Source organism: uncultured Methylobacterium sp. (assembly GCF_964251405.1).
In the GTDB taxonomy this organism is placed as follows: domain Bacteria; phylum Pseudomonadota; class Alphaproteobacteria; order Rhizobiales; family Beijerinckiaceae; genus Methylobacterium.
Window position 1 is genome coordinate 12,787 of sequence record NZ_CAXUJR010000032.1, and the last position, 20,443, is coordinate 33,229.

Below are 20,443 nucleotides of genomic sequence, written 5' to 3' on the forward strand. Positions count from 1 at the left end.
TTACCCTCAGGGGACGACGTGCGTGCTCGGCGCGGCACCCGTCAGGATCGCGGTGATCGAGCTCGGGGCATGGACCGACCCGACGATGATCGAGAGTCGGCTTTCCCGAGCGAGGGCGAAGGCGGCGGTGTCCATGATCTTCAGGTCGCGCCGGATGGCCTCATCGTGGGTCAGTCGGTCGTAGCGGACGGCATCGGGATCGCTCTTGGGGTCGGCCGAGTAGACGCCGTCGACCTGCGTCGCCTTGAGCACCGCTTCGCAGCGCAGTTCCGCCGCCCGGAGGACGGCGGCGGTGTCGGTGGTGAAATACGGGTTGCCGGTGCCCCCGGCGAGCACGACGACCTGCCCCTTGTCGAGGTGATGCAGGGCGGGCTGGCGGGCGAAGGTCTCGCAGATGGTCGGCATCGACACCGCCGACATGGTGCGGGCGATGACCCCGGCCGCGTTCAGGGCGGTCTCCAGGGCCAGGGAGTTCATCACCGTGGCGATCATGCCGAGGGAATCGCCCGTGGCCCGGTCGATCCAGCCGGCCGACGAGATGCGGGCGCCGCGGATCATGTTGCCGCCGCCCACCACCAGCGCGACCTGGATGCCGGCATTCAGGGTGCGGGCGATGTCCGCGGCGAGGCTCGCCAGGGTCGGCGGATGGAGCCAATAGCCGTCCGGGGCGGCCAGTGCCTCGCCGGAGAGCTTGACGAGGACCCGGCGGAACGGAGGCGCATCCGGCATCGAAGGGGGTCCTCATCGCCGGCGCGAGGCGGCCGGATCGCCAATCGGGGAGCGATCGGCTTCTAGCCCAGGGCGGCCCGAAACGTCGAGGGGCGGCGGCATCGCTGCCGCCGCCCCAAGAAGAAAAACCGCCGCGGTGCCGCGTCAGCGCGACATCGCCGCGACCTCGGCGGCGAAGTCTGGGCCCTCTTCCTTCTCGATGCCCTCGCCGAGCGCGTAGCGCACGAAGGCGGTGAGCTTGACGGCCGAGCCGGCCTTGCCCTCGGCCTCCTTGAGAACCTGGGCGATCGTCTTCGAGCCGTCATGCACGAAGGGCTGCTCGAGGAGGGTGACCTCCTTGTAGTAGCTCTTGAGGCCGCTCTCGACGATCTTGGCGAGCACGTGGTCGGGCTTGCCGGCGTTCTTCTCGCGCAGGATGTTGCTCTCGCGCTCCAGGGTCGCCTGATCGACGCCCGAGGCATCGAGCGCCACCGGGTTGGTGGCGGCGACGTGCATGGCGATCTGCCGGCCGAGCGCCGACAGGACCTCGACGTCCCCTTCCGATTCGAGCGCCACGAGCACGCCGATCTTGCCGAGGCCGTCGCTGACCTGGGAGTGGACGTAGGAGGCGATGACGCCCTTGCCGACGTCGAGCTTGGCGACGCGGCGCAGGGTCATGTTCTCGCCGATGGTGGCGATGAGGCTGGACAGCGTCTCCTTCACCGTGGCGGTTCCGCCGGGGAAGTGGGCGGCCTCGAGGCCTTCGAGGGAGCCGTCGGTGTCCAGGGCGAGCTTGGCGGCTTGGCGGACGAAGGCCTGGAAACCGTCGTTGCGGGCGACGAAGTCCGTCTCGGAGTTCACCTCGACGATGGCAGCGTGATGCCCGGAGGATTCCACCGCGACGAGACCTTCGGCGGCGACGCGCCCGGCCTTCTTGGCGGCCTTGGCGAGGCCCTTCTTGCGCAGCCAGTCCACCGCGGCCTCGATGTCGCCGTCGGTCTCGTTGAGCGCGCCCTTGCAGTCCATCATGCCCGCGCCGGTCTTTTCGCGGAGCTCCTTCACCAGTGCGGCGGTGATGTTGGCCATGGCCGGTCCTCTCATGTGATCAGAAGTTAAGGAGCCCGGCGCTTCTGAGGCACCGGGCTTCCGTTCCGTGTCGTCGATCGATGGCGGCCCGAGAGGGGCCGGCCGGAGCTCAGGCGGCGGCGGCGGCCTCGACGAAGCCGCGGGACTGGTCGACCCAGCCGTCACGGCCGATGCGGCCGTTCAGCTTGAGATCGGCATCGACCTTGGCGACGTCGGCATCGCTCATCGCGGCGATCTGCCAGTAATGGTAGATCCCGGCATCGTTGAGCTTCTGCACGATCTGCGGGCCGGCGCCGTGAAGCTTCGACAGGTCGTCGGGTGCGCCGCGGGGGGCGGAGAGCAGCTCGAAATGCTCGGTGGACTCGACCAAGGCCGCGACGTCGGCCGGAGAGACCTCGCCGGACAGCGCCGCGTCGTCATTGGCCGGGAGTTCGTTGTTAGCAGGAAGTTCCTCGGCCATCGGCTCCTCGGAGGCGCCGAGATCGACGCCGCTCGAACCCTGTCCGCGGGAGATGCCCTCGATGGCGGCCCGGGCGACGAGGTCGCAATAGAGCGAGATCGCACGGCCGGCGTCGTCGTTGGCCGGCACCACGTAGGTGATGCCCTCGGGGTTGCAGTTGGTGTCGACGATGGCGGCCACCGGGATGCCGAGGCGCTGGGCCTCCTTGATCGCGAGCTGCTCCTTGTTGGTGTCGATCACGAACAGGAGGTCGGGCACGCCGCCCATGTCCTTGATGCCGCCGAGCGCCTTCTCGAGCTTGTCCTTCTCGCGGCCGAGCATGAGACGTTCCTTCTTGGTGAGGCCCTGGGCCCCGCCTTCGAGGGTCTCGTCGACCTTGCGCAGGCGCTGGATCGAACCCGAGATGGTCTTCCAGTTGGTCAGCATGCCGCCGAGCCAGCGCGAGTTGACGTAGTACTGGGCCGAGCGCTTGGCGGCCTCGGCGATGGTGTCGGCGGCCTGGCGCTTGGTGCCGACGAACAGCACGCGGCCACCCTTGGCCACGGTGTCGCTCACTGCCTGCAGGGCCTGGTGGAGGGCCGGCACGGTCTGGGCGAGGTCGATGATGTGGATGTTGTTGCGCGTCCCGAAGATGTAGGACTGCATCTTCGGGTTCCAGCGGTGGGACTGGTGTCCGAAATGGGCGCCCGCTTCGAGGAGCTGACGCATGGTGAAATCGACGGCCATGATGTTCTGTTCTCTTCCGGTTGATGCCGCCGCGGAGGAAGCGATCGAGGCCTGATCGGCAACGACCACCGGAAACGCCTCATTCAGGCATGAGGCCAGCTCCGCGTGTGGAATGGGCGGGGCCATAGCAGAGCAGGGTACCGAAAACAAGACGGTGGTGGGGACGCGCTTGGCTTTGCGACACGGCAGGATGCCACTGCCCGTCGCGCGAAGCGGATCGTCACGCCGCGACGGAGGTGGCGACCGCCGCCTCGGTCCCGGCCAAGGGCCAGATGCAGTCGCGGCCGGCGTGCTTGGCGGCGTAGAGCGCCGCGTCGGCGGCGGAGACCAGCTCCGACAGGCTGATCGGCGGAGCGATGGCCGCGGCGATGCCGAAGCTCGCGGTCACGACCGAATCCGTGCCGATCGCCGGATGCGGCAGCGCCGCGGCGGCGATCTCCGACCGAATCGTCTCGGCGAGGCGGCGGGCGTCATCGAGGCCCGCGTCGGGCAGGAGCACCAGGATCTCCTCGCCGCCGAAACGGACGGCCGTGCCCGATGTGCCCGCAACGGCATCGGCCACGCAGGCGCTGATCCGCCTCAGGCACAGGTCACCCTCGATATGGCCCAAGCTGTCGTTGAACGCCTTGAAGCAGTCGATGTCGATCATCACGACGGCGACGTTCCGGGGCATCTGCGCGGACGCGGCCCAGAGGGTCTGCGAGACATCACCGAGGTGGCGCCGGTTCCACAGGCCGGTGAGCGGATCGGTGCAGGCACTCTTCACGAGCTACGTCTGCAGGAGGCGACCGCGCAGGGCGAAGAGATAGCTGCGCCGGTCGGCATGCTCGAGGAGATAGGCGGCGAGGAGCAGCAGGATCGTGGCCGTGACGAAGAAGACCACGTTGGCGATGTAGGTTTCGGCCGTGAAGGCGCCGCTCAGATACGTCGTCACCGATTGGACGACCAGGATCGTCAGGGTCGCGGTCCCTCCATACCGGAACCGCTGGCGCTGGATCACCGTCGCGAACGTCATGATCAGCAGGCTGCCGTACTGGTAGCTCAGTTTGTGGGGACTGGTGCTGAAGACCATGATCACGGTCGGCAGGGAAACGGCCAGCACCGCGACGGTCGCGGAGAGACTCTCGCGCAGGTGAGCGGACCAACGGGGACTCACGGAGACGAGGAGGATCACGAGGAGTGGCGTGAAGATGCAGAGACGGGCGAAGGCGAGCGCCGGAAAGACGTCGCGCATGGTGACCCAATCGTTGATCAGGAAGCCGTCGTAGAGAGCCAGCGCGACGGCGGCGCTCAGGATCAGGTTGCGGACCCGCTCGGCGGCCGTCTCGCGCTCGAAGGCCGTCTCGATAGCGGGGGAGAATCGCAGATACCGCGAGTCGGCGGTGATCTCCTGCTCGACCTGATCGATGGTGACCGAGTTCAAGGTATTGTGTGGCATCGGCCGTTATTCGAGATCAGGCAGCAACGCTATCGGCCGAGACTTACCAATCCGTTGCGCCGTTGTGACCGAAGACAGCTCTCGCGGCGGATCAGGCCGACTTCACCGCCGGAGTATCGGCGTCATGACCTTCAAAGAGGCGGGCCACCTCTTGCGGCTGCAGGATGCGATGACCGCTGGGGTCCAGTGTCTCGGGAAGCTCCAAGCCGCCGATCCTGTCGCGATGGAGAGCGACGACATGGTTGCCGACGGCGGCGAACATGCGCCGGACCTGATGATAGCGCCCCTCGTGAAGCGTCACCGCCGCACGGGTCCCATCATGGACCTGCATCTCCACCGGCAGCAGCGGCTTGTCCTCCCCATCCAGCACCAGGGTGCCGCTCGAGAAGATCGCCACCTCGTCACCCTTCAGTGGCCTGTCGAGGCTGACCTGGTAGCGCTTGGCGACCTTCGATCTCGGAGAGATCACCCGGTGCAGCAGGGCGCCGTCGTCCGTGAGGAGGATGAGGCCGGAGGTCTCCTTGTCGAGCCGGCCGATCGTCGAGAGGGCGGGATCGCGGCGGCGCCAGCGCTCCGGCAGGAGGCCGTAGATCAGCGGTCCCGCCTCCTTGTGGGAGCAGGTCACGCCGAGCGGCTTGTGCAGCATGAGGGCGAGGCCGGGAGGGGGGTCGAGGGGCTCGCCGTCGACCGTCATGCGGGCGCTCAGATCGGCAGTCACGGCGACGCGGCGATCCGCATCCGCGATCGGGGCGCCGTCGATGACGATGAGTCCGGCCCTGGCCAGGAGGCCGACCTCCCGGCGGGAGCCGTATCCGAGATTGGCGAGCAGGCGGTCGAGACGCAGGGTCGGCGCCTTCGTCGAACCGCTCAACGTCGGGCTTCGAAGATCTTGTACCCCCCCGCCGAGGCCTTCAGCGTCACGGTCTTGAAAGACTGCGCCAGCGTTGCCTCGTAGGGGAGATGGGCGTTGGCGGTCAGCCACAGGGTGCCGCCGGGCCGCAGGGATTCGGCAGCGCGGCGGATGAAGGCCTGGCCGAGCGACTGATCCTCGGTTCCGCCATCGTGGAAGGGCGGGTTCATCACCACGAAGTCGAGGCGGGTCAGCCCGGGATCGGGCGTCCGGATATCGGCCCAGCGGATCTCGGCGCGCGGATCGGAGACGTTGCGGCGCGCCATCTCGACGGCGCGCCGGTCGATGTCGATGAGCGTCATGGCCGTGACCCCCTGGGAGCCCAGGATCGCGCGGGCGAGAACCCCGATCCCGCAGCCGAAATCGGCGCCGCGGCCGGACAGTTCGGGGAGCGTGGCGAGCAGCAGGGCCGAGCCGGGGTCGAGCCGGTCCCAGGAGAAGATGCCGGGTTGCGTGCAGAGCGCGAGGTTGTCGATATGGCGCGGTGCCCCCTCGCGGATCACCTCGTCGAGGGGCGCCAGGGCCTCGGGACGGGAGACATCGCAGATGCGGTGATGGCGACGCGCCGTCTCGGCGGGTTCGCACCCGAACGATTTCAGCTCGCGGCCCAGCCGCGCGCCGCCGCGGTCCTTGGGCGCCAGTGCCGTCAGCCGTCCGCCCGGACGCAGGGCTCGAAGCGACAGCGACAACGCGTAGCGCCGTTCGAACGTCCCGGCGGGAGCCACCATCACGATGGCGCCGAGGCTGCCCTCTTCCAGGTCTTCGAGCCGCGCCGATCCCGGGATCAGCGGCGACAATTGGGCAGCATCGGCGGCGACCTCGGCAAGGTCCGGCGGCGGCGATCCGTAGACGGCATCGGGAACGGGCATGGCAAACATCATGACGAATCCGGCGCGAGAGCGCGCGCCTCGAGGCTCAGGGCGTGGAGGGAAGGGAACGATCGTGGCCACGACTCGAATCGGGCGCGGCTGAAGGATACGTAGCCGGCGACGGCCAACAGGGAAAGAACAACTTCGCCACGTCCCCCCATTTCAAATGCGAGAGAATCAGCGCCGTACACGTTGTCAAGTCGTTGGCGACATATTTTCAACGTAACCGTACGGTGATCCGCAGATTGCTTGGGAAGCTTGGCGGTTCAGCGAGATGTGTGCGGTGCAATACTGCGGTTAAGCCGTGTTGCAACGCCCATGGCAACCCGTCGTCTTGCGGACGATCGGCTCAGCCGCGCGGGAATTCGAGGCCCATCTCGCGGTACCGTGCCGGGTCGTCGGCCCAGTTCTCCCGGACCTTCACGTGCAGGAACAGATGCACCTTGGTCTCGGCGACCTCCGAAATCCCGATCCGGGCCGCCTGCCCGATGGCCTTGATGGTCTGGCCGCCCTTGCCGAGCACGATCGAGCGCTGGCTCTCGCGCTCGACGAAGATCGTCTGCTCGATGCGCACCGAACCGTCAGGCTTCACCTGCCACTGGTCGGTCTCCACCGTGGAGCGATAGGGCAGCTCCTCGTGGAGCCGATCGTAGATCTTCTCACGCGTGATCTCGGAGGCGAGCATGCGCAGGGGCGCGTCGGAGACCTGGTCTTCCGGATAGAGCCACGGGCCGGCGGGCATCATCGCGGCGAGCGCCTCGCGCAGGGATGCGATGCCGTCGCCCTTCAGGGCCGAGATCATGAAGGTATGCGTGAAGGGCACCCGCTCGTTGAGCGCGCCGGCCAGCGCCAGCAGCTTCTCGCGGAGGATAAGGTCGATCTTGTTGAGGATCAGGATCTTGGGCCGGCGCAGGTCGGGCAGGCGGGCGAGGATCGCCTCGACCTCCTCGTCGATCCCCTTGCGGGCATCGATCAGCAGCGCCACGGCATCGGCGTCCGCGGCACCGCTCCAGGCGGAATGGACCATGGCACGGTCGAGGCGGCGCTTGGGCGCGAAGATGCCGGGCGTGTCGACGAGGATGATCTGTGCCGTGCCCTCCATGACGATGCCCCGCACAAGGGCGCGGGTCGTCTGCACCTTCCGGGAGACGATCGAGACCTTGGTGCCGACGAGGCTGTTCAGGAGCGTCGACTTGCCGGCATTGGGCACGCCGATGAGGGCGACGAAGCCGGCCCGCATGCCCTCGGTCGGTCCCGGCATCGCCGAGCCCGCGATGGGCGCATCGGGGATAGGATCTTGGTCGTCGCCCGAATCCGGGTCGTGGTCAGGCATCGGGGTTTCGTCCTTCATCGGTCTCGTTCGGCGCCTCCGCGCTCGGTATCGTCTCGCCGGCGGCGATGCCCTCCCGTTCGAGGACGCTGCGGGCCGCCTCCTGTTCGGCGAGGCGCTTCGAGGGGCCGTCGCCGTATCCGGGCTCGATCCCGTCCACCCGGACCGCGATACGGAAGCGGGGGGCGTGATCCGGCCCTGAGCGCTCGGCGACCTCGTAGAGCGGGATCGCCAAGCCCCGCGCCATCGCCCATTCCTGGAGCGCCGACTTCGCGTCGCGCCCACGTGGCGCCGCGGTGTCCGTCGCCGGAGCGAAGGCGGCGTCCACGGTCGCCTTGGCGGTCGCATAGCCGGCATCCAGGAACACGGCGCCGAGGATCGCCTCGCAGGCATCGGCGAGAATCGTCTGGTTGCGTCGCCCGCCACCCTGGACCTCTCCGGGTCCGAGCGCCAGATGCGGCCCGACATCCCAAGCCCGCGCGACGGCGGCGCAGGTCTCGCGGCGCACGAGCCCGGCGAGTCGCCGGGACAGGTCGCCCTCGTCGGCCCCCGGAAACGCCGCGTAGAGCAGGTCCGCGATGGCGAGGCCGAGGACGCGGTCGCCCAGGAACTCGAGCCGCTGGTAGCTGCCGATGCGGCCGCTGCCTCCGGCCTTGCTGACATGGGTCAAGGCGCGTGCCAGGAGCGTCTTGTCGGCGAAGACATGGCCAATGCGGGCCTCGAGGATGTCGAGGCCTGGCTTGGGACGCGGCGCGCGCCGCGCCCGGCTCGAGGCGCGTGCTTCTCCGTCCATCGCCGCCATCGGCCTAGTTGATGGCGCTGAAGAGGCGGTTCCAGCGCACCTTCGCCGGCCATTGCCAGAGCTGCCAGGCGGGCGTGCCTTCGTCGATCGAGAAGAAGATCATCTCGGCGCGACCGACGAAGTTCTCGAAGGGCACGAAGCCGACGCTGGCGAGATCGCGGGAATCCGTCGAGTTGTCGCGGTTGTCGCCCATCATGAAGAACTTGCCCGGAGGGACGATGTAGGGCTCGGTGTTGTCCCAGTAGCCGCTGTCCCCGTCGCGCTCGATCACCCGGTGGGCGACGCCGTTGGGAAGCGTCTCGACGTATTGCTGGGCCTTGGCCTGCTCGCCGTACGCGCCGGTGGTCTCGAACGGTGCGATGCGCTCGCGCTTGACCGCGACATCGTTGATGTAGAGCAGGCCCGACTTCATCTGGACCTTGTCGCCGGGCAGGCCGATCACCCGCTTGATGTAGTCGGTGGCGTTGTCCTTGGGCAGCTTGAACACCGCGATGTCGCCGCGCTTCGGGGCCGCCTCCCAGATCCGGCCGTTGGCCTCGAAGGGAAGATATTCGCTGAGCGGCAGCGAGTACTTGGAGTAGCCGTAGGCGTATTTGGAGACGAACAGATAGTCGCCGATGAGCAGTGTCGGAACGAGCGATCCCGATGGGATGTTGAACGGCTGGAACAGCAGCGTGCGCACCACGAGGGCGATGAGAAGCGCCTGGATGCCGACCTTGAGCGTTTCCTTGATGCTCGCCCAGGTGCTGCCGGTCTCGGCGACCTTCAGGTCGCGCTTCGTCTGCTGATCCACGCGCGCACGTTCCATCTTCGCTGAAGTCCTCGGCTCACCCGCACGTGGCCCGACGCGTCCCAGAGGTGGCGGGCGGTCTAGACCAAGCAGGGGAACCCCGCAACGCGAGCCTCAATACATCTCAACCGTCCTGCGGTCACGCCGCACCCGGCGCCAGCGGATACGGCCTCGCCATCCTCCCGACCGCACCCTCATCCTGGGGCGCCGCAGGTGGACGGTCGCGGCGGGGATCACCGTCCTTACGAACGATCTCCCGTCGCGGCGAATCGATTCAGCCTGGCTCTCGACCTGCCCCGACAACCGGCACCGCCTCGATGATCACGAAGGCCTGCGCCATCGGAGGATCGTCGGTGAGAGTGACGTGGATCTTCGCCTCGTGGCCCATCGGCATCATCGCGTTGAGGCGGTCGAGCGCACCGCCGGTAAGCCTCAGGGTGGGACGGCCGCCGGGCAGATTCACCACCTCCATGTCGCGCCAGAACACCCCCCCGCTCATGCCGGTGCCGAGCGCCTTGGAACAGGCCTCCTTGGCGGCGAAGCGACGCGCATAAGACGGCGCCCGCGCCGCACGTGCGTCGGATTTCTTCCGCTCGCCGTCCGTGAAGATCCGGTGCGTGAAGCGGTCGCCGTAGCGCGCCAACGACTTCTCGATCCGGCGGATGTCGCAGAGGTCGGAGCCGATCCCGACGATCATGCCCGCGCCGCCGCCATGGCCGCGCGCATGTCGCTCACCGCCCGGGCCAGCCCGACGAAGATCGCCTCGCCGATGAGCGCGTGACCGATGTTGAGTTCGGCCACCTGCGGCAGGCGCGCCACCGGCGCGACGCTGTCGAGGGCGAGGCCGTGGCCGGCATGGATCTCGAGGCCGAGGCCGGCGCCGTATTCCGTGGCCCGGACGATGCGGGACAGCTCATGGGCGGTGCGCGCCGCATCGCCCTCGGACACCGCCTCGCAATAGCTGCCGGTATGGAGCTCGACCACCGGCGCTTCCAACCGGCGCGCCATGTCCATCACCGCCTCCTCGGGCTCGACGAAGAGCGAGACGCGGATGCCGGCGGCCGAGAGGGCGGCGATCCGGGGAGCGAGATGGTCGCGGGTGCCGACGATGTCGAGGCCGCCCTCGGTGGTGCGCTCCTCGCGCTTCTCCGGCACGAGGCAGGCCGCGTGCGGCCGCAGGCGCGTGGCGATTCCCACCATCTCGTCGGTGGCCGCCATCTCGAAATTGAGCGGCACGGTCAGTGCCTCCATTAAGGCGGCGATGTCCGCATCGCGGATGTGCCGGCGATCCTCCCGCAGATGCGCCGTGATGCCGTCGGCCCCCGCCTCCACCGCGGTCAGCGCGGCCCGGATGGGGTCGGGATGGTGGCCGCCGCGCGCGTTGCGCACGGTCGCGACGTGGTCGATGTTCACGCCGAGGCGCAGGGGCGAGGTCAGCATCGTCGAACGGCTCCGGCATGCGGGACGGTCTCCCGCTGGATCAGCGCGGGATCGCCCGCCATTACATAGGGGCGAAGCGCTGCGACGGGGATGGGAACAGGGCATGGGACTTTTCGACGGCCTGCTCGGCCACGGCAGCGATCTCTCGGCCGAGGAGATCGACCGACAGCTCGACGGCGTCCTGACGCAGGGCGAGACCGTGACGGTCGCGTTCAAGCTGATCCGCGACCTCATCGTCTTCACCGACCGCCGGCTGATCCTGGTGGACAAGCAGGGCATCACCGGCCGCAAGATCTCGTACCTGACCGTGCCCTACCGGGCGATCACCTCGTTCTCGGTGGAGACCGCCGGCAGCTTCGACCTGGATACCGAGCTGAAGGTCTGGGTCTCGGGCAGGGCCGAGCCGATCCAGAAGACGCTCAAGCGCGGCGCCAACATCATGGGGATCCAGCAGGCCATCGCCTCGTCGATCCGGTAGCTGGCGGCAGGACGGCGATTCGGGACTCAGCCACGGCTTGGCGAGGCGGAATCCGTGTCGTAGCTCGATTGGCCGGCACACTGGATCGGAGGCTTTGCGGCTCGCGCCGGATGCCCCGGAGCCGGTTCCGCCGTCGCCCCACCTTTTCCGGGATTGGCGGGATGGTGGTTTAACCGGTCGATCGAGAAAGGGAGCGGACGGGGCGGAGCGTGATCAGCAACCTCGACATTCTGGGCCGCCTGTTCCTGGCAGCGCTGTTGGGCAGCGTGATCGGGTTCGAGCGCGAACGCCTCGTCTGGGCGGCGGGCATGCGCACGCACATGCTGGTCTGCGTCGGCTCCTGCCTAATCATGATCGTCTCCGCCTTCGGCTTCTCCGACATCCTGGGAAAGCCGAACGTCACCCTCGACCCCTCGCGCATCGCGGCCCAGGTCGTTTCCGGCATCGGCTTCCTCGGCGCCGGGACCATCCTGCTGCGCGGGGAAGTCGTGAAGGGCCTCACCACCGCCGCCGGCCTCTGGGCGGTGGCGGCGATCGGGCTCGCGGCCGGCAGCGGCCTCTACGTCGCCGCCCTTGCCACCACCCTCATCGTGCTCGGCATCCTGGCGGGCGTGAAGCCGATCGAAGAGCGCTACCGCGAACGGGCGCAGACCCGTGAGGTTCGGATCACGGCGCGGCGCGCGACGGTCTCCATCGACGTCATGCGAAAAATCTCGGGCTCCTATGCGTCCCGACTCAAGCAGTTCGTCGCCCAGGCGAGTGCCGAAGACGGATTCGACGAGATTTCTGTCTCCTTCGTGCGCATCCCGGCCAAGAGCTTCGACGAGATCCTTCAGGCACTACGAGCCTGCGAGGGGGTGGTGAGCGTGGAGGCCGTTTGATCCACCTGTGATGGTTCGGCTTTCAGCGGCAGGCTCTTGTCCTGAGGCCGACATGCGGAAGGCTGAACGTTCGAGCCTGCGTACCTTAGCGGCGTCGGACTGTGACGGAACGCTGGCAACGGCGGCCCCCATGAGGTCCCGGGCGAGCGCGGCATCGGCGCAGCGATCCGACGGGCGTTCGTCGCCTTCGAGCGCGCACGGCATTCTTGCCATCCCCGTCAAACTCGTCTATGCGCCGCACCTCGCGTTCGCTCCGGCTGGGGGCTGAACGGACGGTGCCGGTTCGTCCGGCACAGGAGCTTGCTTCGTCGTCCGGTGTCTCCGCCTTCGATCAACCGCTCGGGCCCTACACGGCTCGGAGGGCTTGGCGCCGGGCGAGACGCGATGAACCGGCCCGACGACCGTGATCGCATATCCGTGACGTCGAGCCCCTTTTGCTTGTGAAGGGCCCGTGAATGCCTCTCTACGAACACGTCTTCCTGGCGCGCCAGGACGTGACGACCCAGCAGGTCGAGACCATGGTCGAGACCTACAAGGGCGTCCTCGAAGCCAATGGCGGTAAGGTCGAGAAGATCGAGATGTGGGGCGTGAAGTCCCTCGCCTACCGCATCAAGAAGAACCGCAAGGCGCATTTCACGCTCCTGAACATCGACGCCCCCCCGGCGGCGCTGACGGAGATGGAGCGCCAGATGCAGATCTCCGAGGACGTGCTGCGGTTCATGACCGTGCGCGTCGAGGAACTCGAGTCCGAGCCGTCCGCGATGATGCAGAAGCGCGACCGCGACGACCGCAAGGACCGCGAGCGCGGCCGCCGTCGTGACGAGGACGGCTTCGGCGGTGGTGGATTTGGTGGCGAACGCGATCGGGGTGATCGCGGGGACCGTGGCGATCGCGGCGACCGGCCCGAGCGCAGCTTCGGCGGGGAGGCTTAAATCATGGCATTCGGTGCTGGACCTGGAGCGGCCCCCGCGGCCGGTGGTGCTGCCGGCGGAGCCGGTGGCGGACGTCGTCCGTTCTTCCGTCGTCGCAAGACCTGCCCCTTCTCGGGCGTGAACGCGCCCAAGATCGACTACAAGGACGTCAAGCTGCTCTCCCGCTACGTCTCGGAGCGCGGCAAGATCGTGCCGTCGCGCATCACCGCGGTCTCGGCCAAGAAGCAGCGCGAGCTCGCCCAGGCGATCAAGCGCGCCCGCTTCCTCGGCTTCCTGCCCTACGTGATCAAGTAGTCGGTTGTCCCGGCCCGGCTTTGCCGGGCCGGGGCGTCCCCCGCACGTGCGGCGGGGCGTTTTTCGTACCGGGGTTCCGTTCGAGGAGCGCCGGGAGTCGTTGGGGCGATGTGGTTCGCCTCTAACCCTGCCCCGATCCGGGGACAGCGGGACAGCGGGATCGATGAGACAGTATCTCGGCATCGGCATCGGCGCGGGCCTCGTCTCGGCACTCCTGTTCGGAGTGCTCCTGAAGGCGACCGCGCTCGCGATCGTGCTCTACCTGCTCGCCCCACTGCCGATCCTCATCGTCGGGCTCGGCTGGAGCCATAAGGCCGCTCTGACCGCGGCGGCGACGGGCAGCCTCGTTCTGGGCCTCGTCATCGCCCCCTTCCTCGGCCTCGGCTTCCTCGCCTACCTCGCGCTTCCGGCGTGGTGGCTCGCCTACCTGGCGCTGCTCGGCCGTCCCGATGCCGACGGCACGATGGAATGGTACCCCACCGGCCGGCTGCTGGCCTGGACGGCGAGCACCGCGGCCCTGGCCTTCGTCGCCATCGCGGTCATCGCGTCGCCGAACTACAACACGTTCCAGGCGCAGTTGCGCAACATGACGCGCACCATCCTGACGACCCAGGGACAGGTCGGACGCGGAGCGGAAACGCGTGTCGATCCGCCGGCGGCAGCGGACAAGCCGGCCGCCGAGCAGGCCGAGTCGACACCCACCGCTCCCGATTCGAAGGCGGAGGTGGCCGACGCACTCGCCGCCATCGCGCCGGGGCTCGCGGCGCAGGGGCTGGCGCTGCTGCTGACCTTCTATCTCTGGGCCGCCGCCCGGATCGTCCAGGTCTCGGGCCGCCTGCCGCGGCCCTGGCCCGACCTCCCCGCGACGACGATGCCGCGCAGCGTGCTCGTCGTGCTGGGCGGTGCCGCCGTGCTCGCCTTGACGCCGGGCTATCCCGGCGTGCTCGGCGTCGCGCTCTCGGGGGCGCTCAGCGCCGCCTTCGCCCTGCAGGGGCTCGCCGCCTTCCACGACCGCAGCCGCGGGCGCAAGAGCCGGCCGGCCCTGCTGTTCGGCCTCTACATGATCCTGTTCGTGACCCAGGGGGTCGCCTTCCTGGCGCTGACCCTGTTCGGCGTCGCCGACACCGCCCTCAACCTGCGCCGTCCCAAGGAGGGCGCAGGCCGTACCTGAGACACCCGCCGGGCCGGACGGCGCGGCGGGACCCGTCAACCGCAAGCAAATCCAAAGAGGACGAAGACCATGGAAGTGATCCTGCTCGAGCGCGTGGCCAAGCTCGGCCAGATGGGCGAGACCGTGAACGTCAAGCCCGGCTACGCCCGCAATTTCCTGCTCGCCCGCGGCAAGGCCCTGCGCGCCACGGCCGGCAACAAGAAGCATTTCGAGACCCAGCGCGCCCAGCTCGAGGCGCGCAACCTCGAGCGCAAGTCCGAGGCCCAGACCGTCGCCGAGACGCTCGAGGGCAAGAGCTTCGTGCTGATCCGGCAGTCCGGCGAGACCGGCGTGCTTTACGGCTCGGTCTCCACCCGCGATCTCGCCGAGGTCGTGACCTCGGAGGGCTTCAGCGTCGGCCGCGACCAGTTCGCCCTCAACCAGCCGATCAAGACGCTCGGCCTGCACGTCGTCCCCGTGGTGCTTCACCCCGAGGTCGAGGTGACGGTGACCGTCAACGTCGCCCGCTCCCCCGAGGAGGCCGAGCGCCAGGCGCGGGGCGAATCGACCACCGAGCGCGAGGCCTTCAACCTCGACGACCTCGGCCTCGAGGTCGGTGCAGCCCTGGCGGAAGCCGGCGACGATCGCGAATAGGTCGTGGCAACCGCAGTGGACAGTGGGGATCGTGGCCCGTAGGGGTTGACTGGTTCCGCATTTGTTCCAGCATGGATGCCCGCCGGTTCGAGAGAGCCGGCGGGCGTCCTGCGTTTGCGACCCTGTTCGAGGCCGTATCGGACGCGGGTCTCCCTTCCTGGACGAGAGGGGGACCCGCGCTTCCCCACCATCGGCGGGGTGGCGAGCGCCTATCGGCTAAGGATCGGCTAACCATGCCGGGGCCATGGTCGTACGCGAGTGACGAAGCGCGGCGGACGTCGCGCGGTTTTCGACGGATCGGAGCTTCGAGTCAGCCCATGGCCCTGCCCAATGCCCTGACGGCGAACCTCCAGGCGGTCGCCCAAGAGTTCCGCGTCGCGCCCCACAACATCGACGCGGAGCAGGCGCTCATCGGCGCAATCCTCGTCAACAACGACGCCTATTACCGGATCTCGGACTTCCTTCTGCCCGAGCACTTCATGGAGGACGTCCACCGGAAGATCTTCGAGGTGGCCGCCTCCCTGATCAAGGCCGGCAAGCTCGCGACACCGATCACGCTCAAGACCTATCTCGGCGACGCCGACCTCGGCGGCCAGACCGTGATGCAGTACCTCGCCCGCCTCGCGGCCGAGGCGACGACCGTCATCAACGCCGGCGATTACGGCCGCACGATCTACGATCTCGCCATCCGCCGGCGGCTCATCACCATCGGCGAGGATCTCGTCAACGGTGCCTACGAGGCGCCCGTGGAATCCTCGCCCCGCGACCAGATCGAGGGCACCGAGCGCCGGCTCTACGAGTTGGCCGAATCGGGCAAGTACGACGGCGGCTTTCAGAAGTTCTCGGACGCGCTCACCGCCGCCGTCGACATGGCGGCGAAAGCCTACCAGCGCGACGGCAAGCTCTCCGGCATCGCCACGGGCCTCACCGACCTCGACGCCAAGATGGGCGGCCTGCAATCCTCGGATCTCATCATCCTCGCGGGGCGCCCGGCCATGGGCAAGACCTCGCTCGTCACCAACATCGCCTTCAACATCGCCAAGGCCTACCAGGGCGAGAAGCAGCCCGACGGCCGAATCGAGACCAAGAACGGCGGCATCGTCGGGTTCTTCTCCCTCGAAATGTCGGCCGAGCAGCTCGCCACCCGCATCATCGCCGAGCAGTCGGGCGTGCCCTCCTACAAGATCCGCCGCGGCGACATCCGCCCGGAGGACTTCTACAAGATCACCGATGCGGCCCGGGACATGCAGACGATCCCGTTCTACATTGACCAGACCGGCGGCATCTCGATCGCGCAGCTCGCCGCCCGCGCCCGCCGGCTCAAACGCCAGAAGGGCCTCGACGTTCTCATCGTCGACTACCTCCAGCTTCTGTCGGGCTCGGGCAAGCGCAGCGACAACCGCGTGCAGGAGATGACCGAGATCACCACCGGCATGAAGGCGCTCGCCAAGGAACTGAGCGTGCCGATCATCGCCCTGTCGCAGCTCTCGCGACAGGTCGAGAACCGCGACGACAAGCGCCCGCAGCTCTCGGACCTGCGCGAATCCGGCTCGATCGAGCAGGACGCCGACGTGGTGATGTTCGTGTTCCGCGAGGAGTATTACGTCAACAACAAGAAGCCCCGCGAGGGCACCGAGGAATTCTTCGCCTGGGAGGCGGAGATGAACCGCGTCCATGGCAAGGCCGAGGTCATCCTCGGCAAGCAGCGCCACGGCCCCACCGGCACCGTGGAACTGCAGTTCGACGCCAACATCACCCGGTTCTCGAATCTGGCCGCCGACGACCGGATGCCGGCGCGGATGTGATAGAACTGTCTGAGTTGGGATCGATGGAGGATGCCTGTGGCGGCTCCGAAACGGGCAGCGACATTTGACGTGCCGGAGACGTCCTATGAGGCAGATCCGCACGCCTGGGCCCTGGAACAGGCGAACCATCTGCGCGCGGGCGCATGGTCGAAGCTCGACAGCGCCAATCTAGCCGATGAGATCGAAGACGTGGCGGGCTCGGAACGACGGCGACTGACAAGCGCTTTCCGGATCATCCTTCTTCATCTTCTGAAATGGGACCATCAGCCGGAACGCCGGACGCGAAGCTGGACGACATCCATTCGAACGCAGCGCCTTGCCGTCTTGTATCAGTTGGAGGACTGCCCGAGCCTCGCACCGCAAGTCCCCGACCTCATCGAGCGTGCCTACCAGCGCGCACGGATCGAAGCCTCGGGCGAGACCGACCTCGACGAAACCGTGTTCCCGGAAGACCTCCCCTACACCCTCGACGAGATCATGACCCGTCCGATCCCGTGGCCGCCGGCTCCGTGAGGATGGAGGCCGCGACCCACGGCGCCCGCCTGACGATCGACCTGTCGGCCATCGTCGAGAACTGGCGCCGCCTCGGTGCGGAGGCGCCGGACATCCCCTGCGCCGCCGTCGTGAAGGCCGATGCCTATGGCTGCGGGCTCGCCGCCGTGGCCCCGGCCCTGTGGGATGCCGGATGCCGCACGTTCTTCGTGGCGCATCTGGCGGAGGGGATCGCGGCCCGCGCGCTCCTGCCCGAGGCCACGATCTACATCCTTAACGGCCTCCTGCCCGGCGGTGCCCCCGCCCTCCTCGACCATGGCCTGCGCCCTGTGCTCGGATCGCGGGAGGAACTGGCGGAGTGGAAAGGCCTCGGGTCGGCGGCGCTCCATGTCGATACCGGCATGAGCCGGCTCGGTCTGTCGATCCCCGAAGCCCTGGCGCTCGCCGGTGACCCGCTGGCGACGAATGCCGGGATCGACCTCCTGATGAGCCATCTCGTCAGCGCCGAACTGCCCAATGAGGCCGTGAACGCGCGCCAATGCGAGGATTTCGCGAGTGTACGGGCGGCCTTTCCCGGCGTACCGGCCTCGCTCGCCAATTCCTCCGGCTGCTTCCTCGGACAGGGCGCGAAGAACGACCTCCTGCGGCCGGGCTACGCCCTGTTCGGCGGCAATCCGACCCCCGGGCGGCCGAACCCGATGCGTCCCGTGGTGCGTCTGGAGGCCACCATCGCGCAGGTCCGCACCGTCGAGGCCGGCGAGAGCGCCGGCTACAACGCACGCTGGACCGCCCCCGGACGGCGACGGCTCGCCACCCTCTCGCTCGGTTACGCCGACGGCTATCCGCGCGCGGCGAGCGGGCGGGGCCAAGCCCTCGTCGGCGGGGTGCCCTGCCCGATCGTCGGCCTGATCTCCATGGACCTGATCATCCTCGACGTCACCGACGCGCCGGGCGCAACGCGCGGCGGGACGGCGGTGCTGATCGGCGACGGCCTCGACGTGGACACGGTGGGGCGGGCCGCCGGCACGATCGGCTACGAGATCCTGACGGGGCTGGGTTCACGCTATGTTCGCCATTATGTAGAGTGACGACGCGCGCGACCTCCGTCACGGAACCCGAATGGCCAAGATCCACCAGACCTTCGTCTGCCAGTCCTGCGGCGCGGTCTACAACCGCTGGCGCGGGCGCTGCGAGGCCTGCAACGGCTGGAACTCGATCACCGAGGAGACCGGTGCGGCCGGGCCGCAGGCGGGACCCGTCGCGACGCGGCCGGGCCGGGCCCGCGGTCGGGTCTTCCCGCTCGAAGGCCTCACCGGCGAGGCGAAGGAAGCGCCGCGCCTGCCCTCCGGCATCGGCGAGCTCGACCGCGTCACCGGCGGCGGCTTCGTGCGCGGCTCGGTGATCCTGCTCGGCGGCGATCCCGGCATCGGCAAGTCGACGCTCCTGATGCAGGCCACCGCCGCCATGGCGGGCACCGGCGAGCGCGTCGTCTACATCTCCGGCGAGGAGGCGGTGGCGCAGGTGCGCCTGCGCGCCGAGCGCCTCGGCCTCTCGGCCAAGCCCGTCGAACTCGCGGCCGAGACCAATGTCGAGGACATCGTCGAGACGCTGTCCCAGGGACGGCCACCGGCGCTCGCTATCATCGATTCGATCCAGACCATGTGGACCGAGACCGTGGAATCCGCCCCCGGAACCGTGACTCAGGTGCGCGGCTCGGCTCAGACCCTGATCCGCTTCGCCAAGACCACGGGCACGGCCGTGATCCTCGTCGGCCACGTCACCAAGGACGGCCAGATCGCCGGGCCGCGCGTCGTCGAGCACATGGTCGATTGCGTCGCCTCGTTCGAGGGCGACCAGGGCCACCACTTCCGGATCCTGCGCGCCGTGAAGAACCGCTTCGGCCCCACCGACGAGATCGGCGTGTTCGAGATGACCGACGGGGGCCTCGCCGAGGTACCCAACCCCTCCGCCCTGTTTCTCGCCGGACGCGACCACGCCGCACCCGGCACCGCGGTCTTCGCCGGCATGGAGGGCACGCGGCCCCTGCTCGTGGAGATCCAGGCGCTGGTGGCCCCCTCCTCCCTCGGCATGCCGCGCCGGGCGGTGGTCGGGTGGGATCCCAACCGCCTCTCCATGGTGCTGGCGGTGCTGGAGGCCCATGGCGGCATCCGGCTCGGCACCCACGACGTCTACCTCAACGTCGCCGGGGGGCTGCGCATCACCGAGCCGGCCGCCGACCTTGCCGTGGCCGCCGCCCTGGTCTCGTCGCTGTCGGGCGCCGCCCTGCCGCCGGAGACGGTGTATTTCGGCGAGATCGGGCTCTCCGGGGCGATCCGGCCGGTGGCGCAGTCGCCCGCCCGGCTCAAGGAGGCGCTCAAGCTCGGCTTCGCCAAGGCGGTGACGCCCCAGGGACGCGGCGAGACCGGCGACGGCGCCCTTCCCACCGAGGCCCTGCGCCACATCGCCGACCTCGTGGCGGGCATCGCCAGTGGCGCTGCTGGGCGGTCGAGATCCGGCGCGGCGGCATCGGGGCGCGGGCGGGCGCGGTACGACGAGGAAGAGGTCGACTGATGGGCGGACGACGACCGCGCGGGCGTTCCCGCGCCTACCGGCCGGTCTTCGCGATCGCCCGGAGGGCGGCCCTGACGAAGCCCTGAGACACCGACCTTTGCGCCAGGACGAGCCTGCCCTCGCAATCGATCAGGTCTTCCAACGCCCAGAGAAGAGCGCGCGCCACGTCGCCCTCCGCCGCCTCCACATAGGCGATGGCGGACATCTCCGCGTCGCTGATGGCGACCGCCGTCTCGTGCTGCGCCGACTGGACCATGGCTCTCGATCTGATTAGAACAAACAAAGAACACAGGATTCGCAGCCGACGGTCAAGCCTTGCGACAGGCCTGTGGATAGCGGGGACGTTAGCCGGCGCTGGCTTAGAGCGGCCCCTCGGCGGCGACTCCTGCACCGTTTCTTGCGTCAACGTGGGCGCGAGCATGGGTCCGACAGGCGGGGGCGGCGTTCGGGTCAGGCGATGCGGTAAGCGGGAGATGACGACGCGACACGCAGCGAGGTCGGCATGCATTTCGATCTGAACCGAAACGGGCCCGGGCAATGGGCGTGGTGCCTGCGCGACACGACGGGCGGCGAGATCGCGCGATCGCCGGTGGCCTATCCCAGCGAGGTCCAGGCGTCGGCCGCGGC

23 protein-coding genes are annotated in these 20,443 nt (G+C 68.6%); 10 read left to right on the forward strand and 13 right to left on the reverse strand.

From position 1 onward, the window contains the following. Positions 1–6: 6 nt before the first annotated feature. From pyrH to ACFE7U_RS08295, 12 genes are all read right to left on the reverse strand, one after another. Entirely contained in the window at positions 7–729 is a 723-nt protein-coding gene (pyrH, locus tag ACFE7U_RS08240; RefSeq protein ID WP_375409243.1) for a UMP kinase, read from the reverse strand. A 144-nt stretch (positions 730–873) separates the two neighbouring features. Continuing rightward, the gene (gene tsf / locus ACFE7U_RS08245) at positions 874–1,794 is read right to left on the reverse strand and encodes a translation elongation factor Ts (RefSeq protein ID WP_375409244.1); all 921 of its coding nucleotides are present in this window, start codon (positions 1,792–1,794) and stop codon (positions 874–876) included. A gap of 109 nt (positions 1,795–1,903) precedes the next feature. Beyond that, a complete protein-coding gene (locus tag ACFE7U_RS08250; RefSeq protein ID WP_375409245.1) occupies positions 1,904–2,980 on the reverse strand; it encodes a 30S ribosomal protein S2 in 1,077 nt (358 codons plus the stop codon). Positions 2,981–3,200: 220 nt separating this feature from the next. After that, entirely contained in the window at positions 3,201–3,746 is a 546-nt protein-coding gene (locus tag ACFE7U_RS08255; RefSeq protein WP_375409246.1) for a GGDEF domain-containing protein, read from the reverse strand. A gap of 3 nt (positions 3,747–3,749) precedes the next feature. Then, entirely contained in the window at positions 3,750–4,418 is a 669-nt protein-coding gene (locus ACFE7U_RS08260) for a hypothetical protein (protein WP_375409247.1), read from the reverse strand. Positions 4,419–4,509: 91 nt separating this feature from the next. Then, positions 4,510–5,289 carry a pseudouridine synthase gene (locus tag ACFE7U_RS08265; RefSeq protein WP_375409248.1) on the reverse strand — a complete coding sequence of 260 codons (780 nt, stop codon included), beginning with the start codon at positions 5,287–5,289 and terminating at the stop codon, positions 4,510–4,512. Then, entirely contained in the window at positions 5,286–6,209 is a 924-nt protein-coding gene (locus ACFE7U_RS08270; RefSeq protein WP_375409249.1) for a class I SAM-dependent methyltransferase, read from the reverse strand. The genes ACFE7U_RS08265 and ACFE7U_RS08270 overlap by 4 nt, the downstream gene beginning before the upstream one ends. Positions 6,210–6,546: 337 nt before the next feature. Then, positions 6,547–7,530 carry a GTPase Era gene (gene era / locus ACFE7U_RS08275; RefSeq protein WP_375409250.1) on the reverse strand — a complete coding sequence of 328 codons (984 nt, stop codon included), beginning with the start codon at positions 7,528–7,530 and terminating at the stop codon, positions 6,547–6,549. Further along, positions 7,523–8,320, reverse strand: a complete 798-nt coding sequence (gene rnc / locus ACFE7U_RS08280) for a ribonuclease III (RefSeq protein WP_375409251.1) — start codon at positions 8,318–8,320, stop codon at positions 7,523–7,525. The genes era and rnc overlap by 8 nt, the downstream gene beginning before the upstream one ends. A gap of 13 nt (positions 8,321–8,333) precedes the next feature. Continuing rightward, positions 8,334–9,137 (reverse strand): signal peptidase I, encoded by an 804-nt coding sequence (lepB, locus tag ACFE7U_RS08285; protein ID WP_375409252.1) that lies wholly within the window; start codon positions 9,135–9,137, stop codon positions 8,334–8,336. 256 nt (positions 9,138–9,393) lie between these two features. Next, positions 9,394–9,816 (reverse strand): holo-ACP synthase, encoded by a 423-nt coding sequence (acpS, locus tag ACFE7U_RS08290; protein WP_375409253.1) that lies wholly within the window; start codon positions 9,814–9,816, stop codon positions 9,394–9,396. After that, complete coding sequence (locus tag ACFE7U_RS08295) at positions 9,813–10,559, reverse strand: pyridoxine 5'-phosphate synthase (RefSeq protein ID WP_375409254.1); 747 nt, start codon at positions 10,557–10,559, stop codon at positions 9,813–9,815. The genes acpS and ACFE7U_RS08295 overlap by 4 nt, the downstream gene beginning before the upstream one ends. A gap of 103 nt (positions 10,560–10,662) precedes the next feature. On the opposite strand from ACFE7U_RS08295, the gene ACFE7U_RS08300 reads away from it, so the two are divergent. The 10 genes from ACFE7U_RS08300 to radA all read left to right on the forward strand — a co-directional run bounded on the left by ACFE7U_RS08300 (position 10,663) and on the right by radA (position 19,816). Next, positions 10,663–11,037, forward strand: coding sequence for a PH domain-containing protein (locus ACFE7U_RS08300; RefSeq protein ID WP_375409255.1), 375 nt, complete (start codon positions 10,663–10,665; stop codon positions 11,035–11,037). Positions 11,038–11,246: 209 nt separating this feature from the next. Next, entirely contained in the window at positions 11,247–11,918 is a 672-nt protein-coding gene (locus tag ACFE7U_RS08305) for an MgtC/SapB family protein (RefSeq protein ID WP_375409256.1), read from the forward strand. A gap of 455 nt (positions 11,919–12,373) precedes the next feature. Then, entirely contained in the window at positions 12,374–12,850 is a 477-nt protein-coding gene (gene rpsF, locus ACFE7U_RS08310) for a 30S ribosomal protein S6 (protein WP_375409257.1), read from the forward strand. Between the two features lie 3 nt (positions 12,851–12,853). Beyond that, positions 12,854–13,144, forward strand: a complete 291-nt coding sequence (gene rpsR / locus ACFE7U_RS08315; protein WP_375409258.1) for a 30S ribosomal protein S18 — start codon at positions 12,854–12,856, stop codon at positions 13,142–13,144. A 163-nt stretch (positions 13,145–13,307) separates the two neighbouring features. Beyond that, entirely contained in the window at positions 13,308–14,315 is a 1,008-nt protein-coding gene (locus ACFE7U_RS08320; RefSeq protein ID WP_375409259.1) for a DUF2232 domain-containing protein, read from the forward strand. 69 nt (positions 14,316–14,384) lie between these two features. Then, positions 14,385–14,948 carry a 50S ribosomal protein L9 gene (gene rplI / locus ACFE7U_RS08325; protein ID WP_375409260.1) on the forward strand — a complete coding sequence of 188 codons (564 nt, stop codon included), beginning with the start codon at positions 14,385–14,387 and terminating at the stop codon, positions 14,946–14,948. 317 nt (positions 14,949–15,265) lie between these two features. Further along, a complete protein-coding gene (locus ACFE7U_RS08330; protein WP_375409261.1) occupies positions 15,266–16,753 on the forward strand; it encodes a replicative DNA helicase in 1,488 nt (495 codons plus the stop codon). Positions 16,754–16,783: 30 nt separating this feature from the next. Next, positions 16,784–17,266 (forward strand): DUF29 domain-containing protein, encoded by a 483-nt coding sequence (locus ACFE7U_RS08335; RefSeq protein WP_375409262.1) that lies wholly within the window; start codon positions 16,784–16,786, stop codon positions 17,264–17,266. A gap of 2 nt (positions 17,267–17,268) precedes the next feature. Then, positions 17,269–18,333 carry an alanine racemase gene (alr, locus tag ACFE7U_RS08340; protein WP_375409268.1) on the forward strand — a complete coding sequence of 355 codons (1,065 nt, stop codon included), beginning with the start codon at positions 17,269–17,271 and terminating at the stop codon, positions 18,331–18,333. Between the two features lie 31 nt (positions 18,334–18,364). After that, positions 18,365–19,816 carry a DNA repair protein RadA gene (radA, locus tag ACFE7U_RS08345; protein WP_375409263.1) on the forward strand — a complete coding sequence of 484 codons (1,452 nt, stop codon included), beginning with the start codon at positions 18,365–18,367 and terminating at the stop codon, positions 19,814–19,816. Between the two features lie 34 nt (positions 19,817–19,850). Here the strand turns inward: radA and ACFE7U_RS08350 are convergent, their stop codons facing one another. Further along, complete coding sequence (locus tag ACFE7U_RS08350; RefSeq protein WP_375409264.1) at positions 19,851–20,072, reverse strand: hypothetical protein; 222 nt, start codon at positions 20,070–20,072, stop codon at positions 19,851–19,853. Positions 20,073–20,443 lie beyond the last annotated feature (371 nt).

Bases quoted from the DNA above. Each gene is read 5' to 3' on its own strand.
- pyrH (WP_375409243.1), bottom strand. From the start codon at position 729: ATGCCGGATGCGCCTCCGTTCCGCCGGGTCCTCGTCAAGCTCTCCGGC.
- tsf (WP_375409244.1), bottom strand. From the start codon at position 1,794: ATGGCCAACATCACCGCCGCACTGGTGAAGGAGCTCCGCGAAAAGACC.
- ACFE7U_RS08250 (WP_375409245.1), bottom strand. From the start codon at position 2,980: ATGGCCGTCGATTTCACCATGCGTCAGCTCCTCGAAGCGGGCGCCCAT.
- ACFE7U_RS08260 (WP_375409247.1), bottom strand. From the start codon at position 4,418: ATGCCACACAATACCTTGAACTCGGTCACCATCGATCAGGTCGAGCAG.
- ACFE7U_RS08270 (WP_375409249.1), bottom strand. From the start codon at position 6,209: ATGATGTTTGCCATGCCCGTTCCCGATGCCGTCTACGGATCGCCGCCG.
- era (WP_375409250.1), bottom strand. From the start codon at position 7,530: ATGCCTGACCACGACCCGGATTCGGGCGACGACCAAGATCCTATCCCC.
- rnc (WP_375409251.1), bottom strand. From the start codon at position 8,320: ATGGACGGAGAAGCACGCGCCTCGAGCCGGGCGCGGCGCGCGCCGCGT.
- lepB (WP_375409252.1), bottom strand. From the start codon at position 9,137: ATGGAACGTGCGCGCGTGGATCAGCAGACGAAGCGCGACCTGAAGGTC.
- acpS (WP_375409253.1), bottom strand. From the start codon at position 9,816: ATGATCGTCGGGATCGGCTCCGACCTCTGCGACATCCGCCGGATCGAG.
- ACFE7U_RS08295 (WP_375409254.1), bottom strand. From the start codon at position 10,559: ATGCTGACCTCGCCCCTGCGCCTCGGCGTGAACATCGACCACGTCGCG.
- ACFE7U_RS08300 (WP_375409255.1), top strand. From the start codon at position 10,663: ATGGGACTTTTCGACGGCCTGCTCGGCCACGGCAGCGATCTCTCGGCC.
- rpsF (WP_375409257.1), top strand. From the start codon at position 12,374: ATGCCTCTCTACGAACACGTCTTCCTGGCGCGCCAGGACGTGACGACC.
- rpsR (WP_375409258.1), top strand. From the start codon at position 12,854: ATGGCATTCGGTGCTGGACCTGGAGCGGCCCCCGCGGCCGGTGGTGCT.
- ACFE7U_RS08320 (WP_375409259.1), top strand. From the start codon at position 13,308: ATGAGACAGTATCTCGGCATCGGCATCGGCGCGGGCCTCGTCTCGGCA.
- rplI (WP_375409260.1), top strand. From the start codon at position 14,385: ATGGAAGTGATCCTGCTCGAGCGCGTGGCCAAGCTCGGCCAGATGGGC.
- ACFE7U_RS08330 (WP_375409261.1), top strand. From the start codon at position 15,266: ATGGCCCTGCCCAATGCCCTGACGGCGAACCTCCAGGCGGTCGCCCAA.
- ACFE7U_RS08335 (WP_375409262.1), top strand. From the start codon at position 16,784: ATGCCTGTGGCGGCTCCGAAACGGGCAGCGACATTTGACGTGCCGGAG.
- alr (WP_375409268.1), top strand. From the start codon at position 17,269: ATGGAGGCCGCGACCCACGGCGCCCGCCTGACGATCGACCTGTCGGCC.
- radA (WP_375409263.1), top strand. From the start codon at position 18,365: ATGGCCAAGATCCACCAGACCTTCGTCTGCCAGTCCTGCGGCGCGGTC.
- ACFE7U_RS08350 (WP_375409264.1), bottom strand. From the start codon at position 20,072: ATGGTCCAGTCGGCGCAGCACGAGACGGCGGTCGCCATCAGCGACGCG.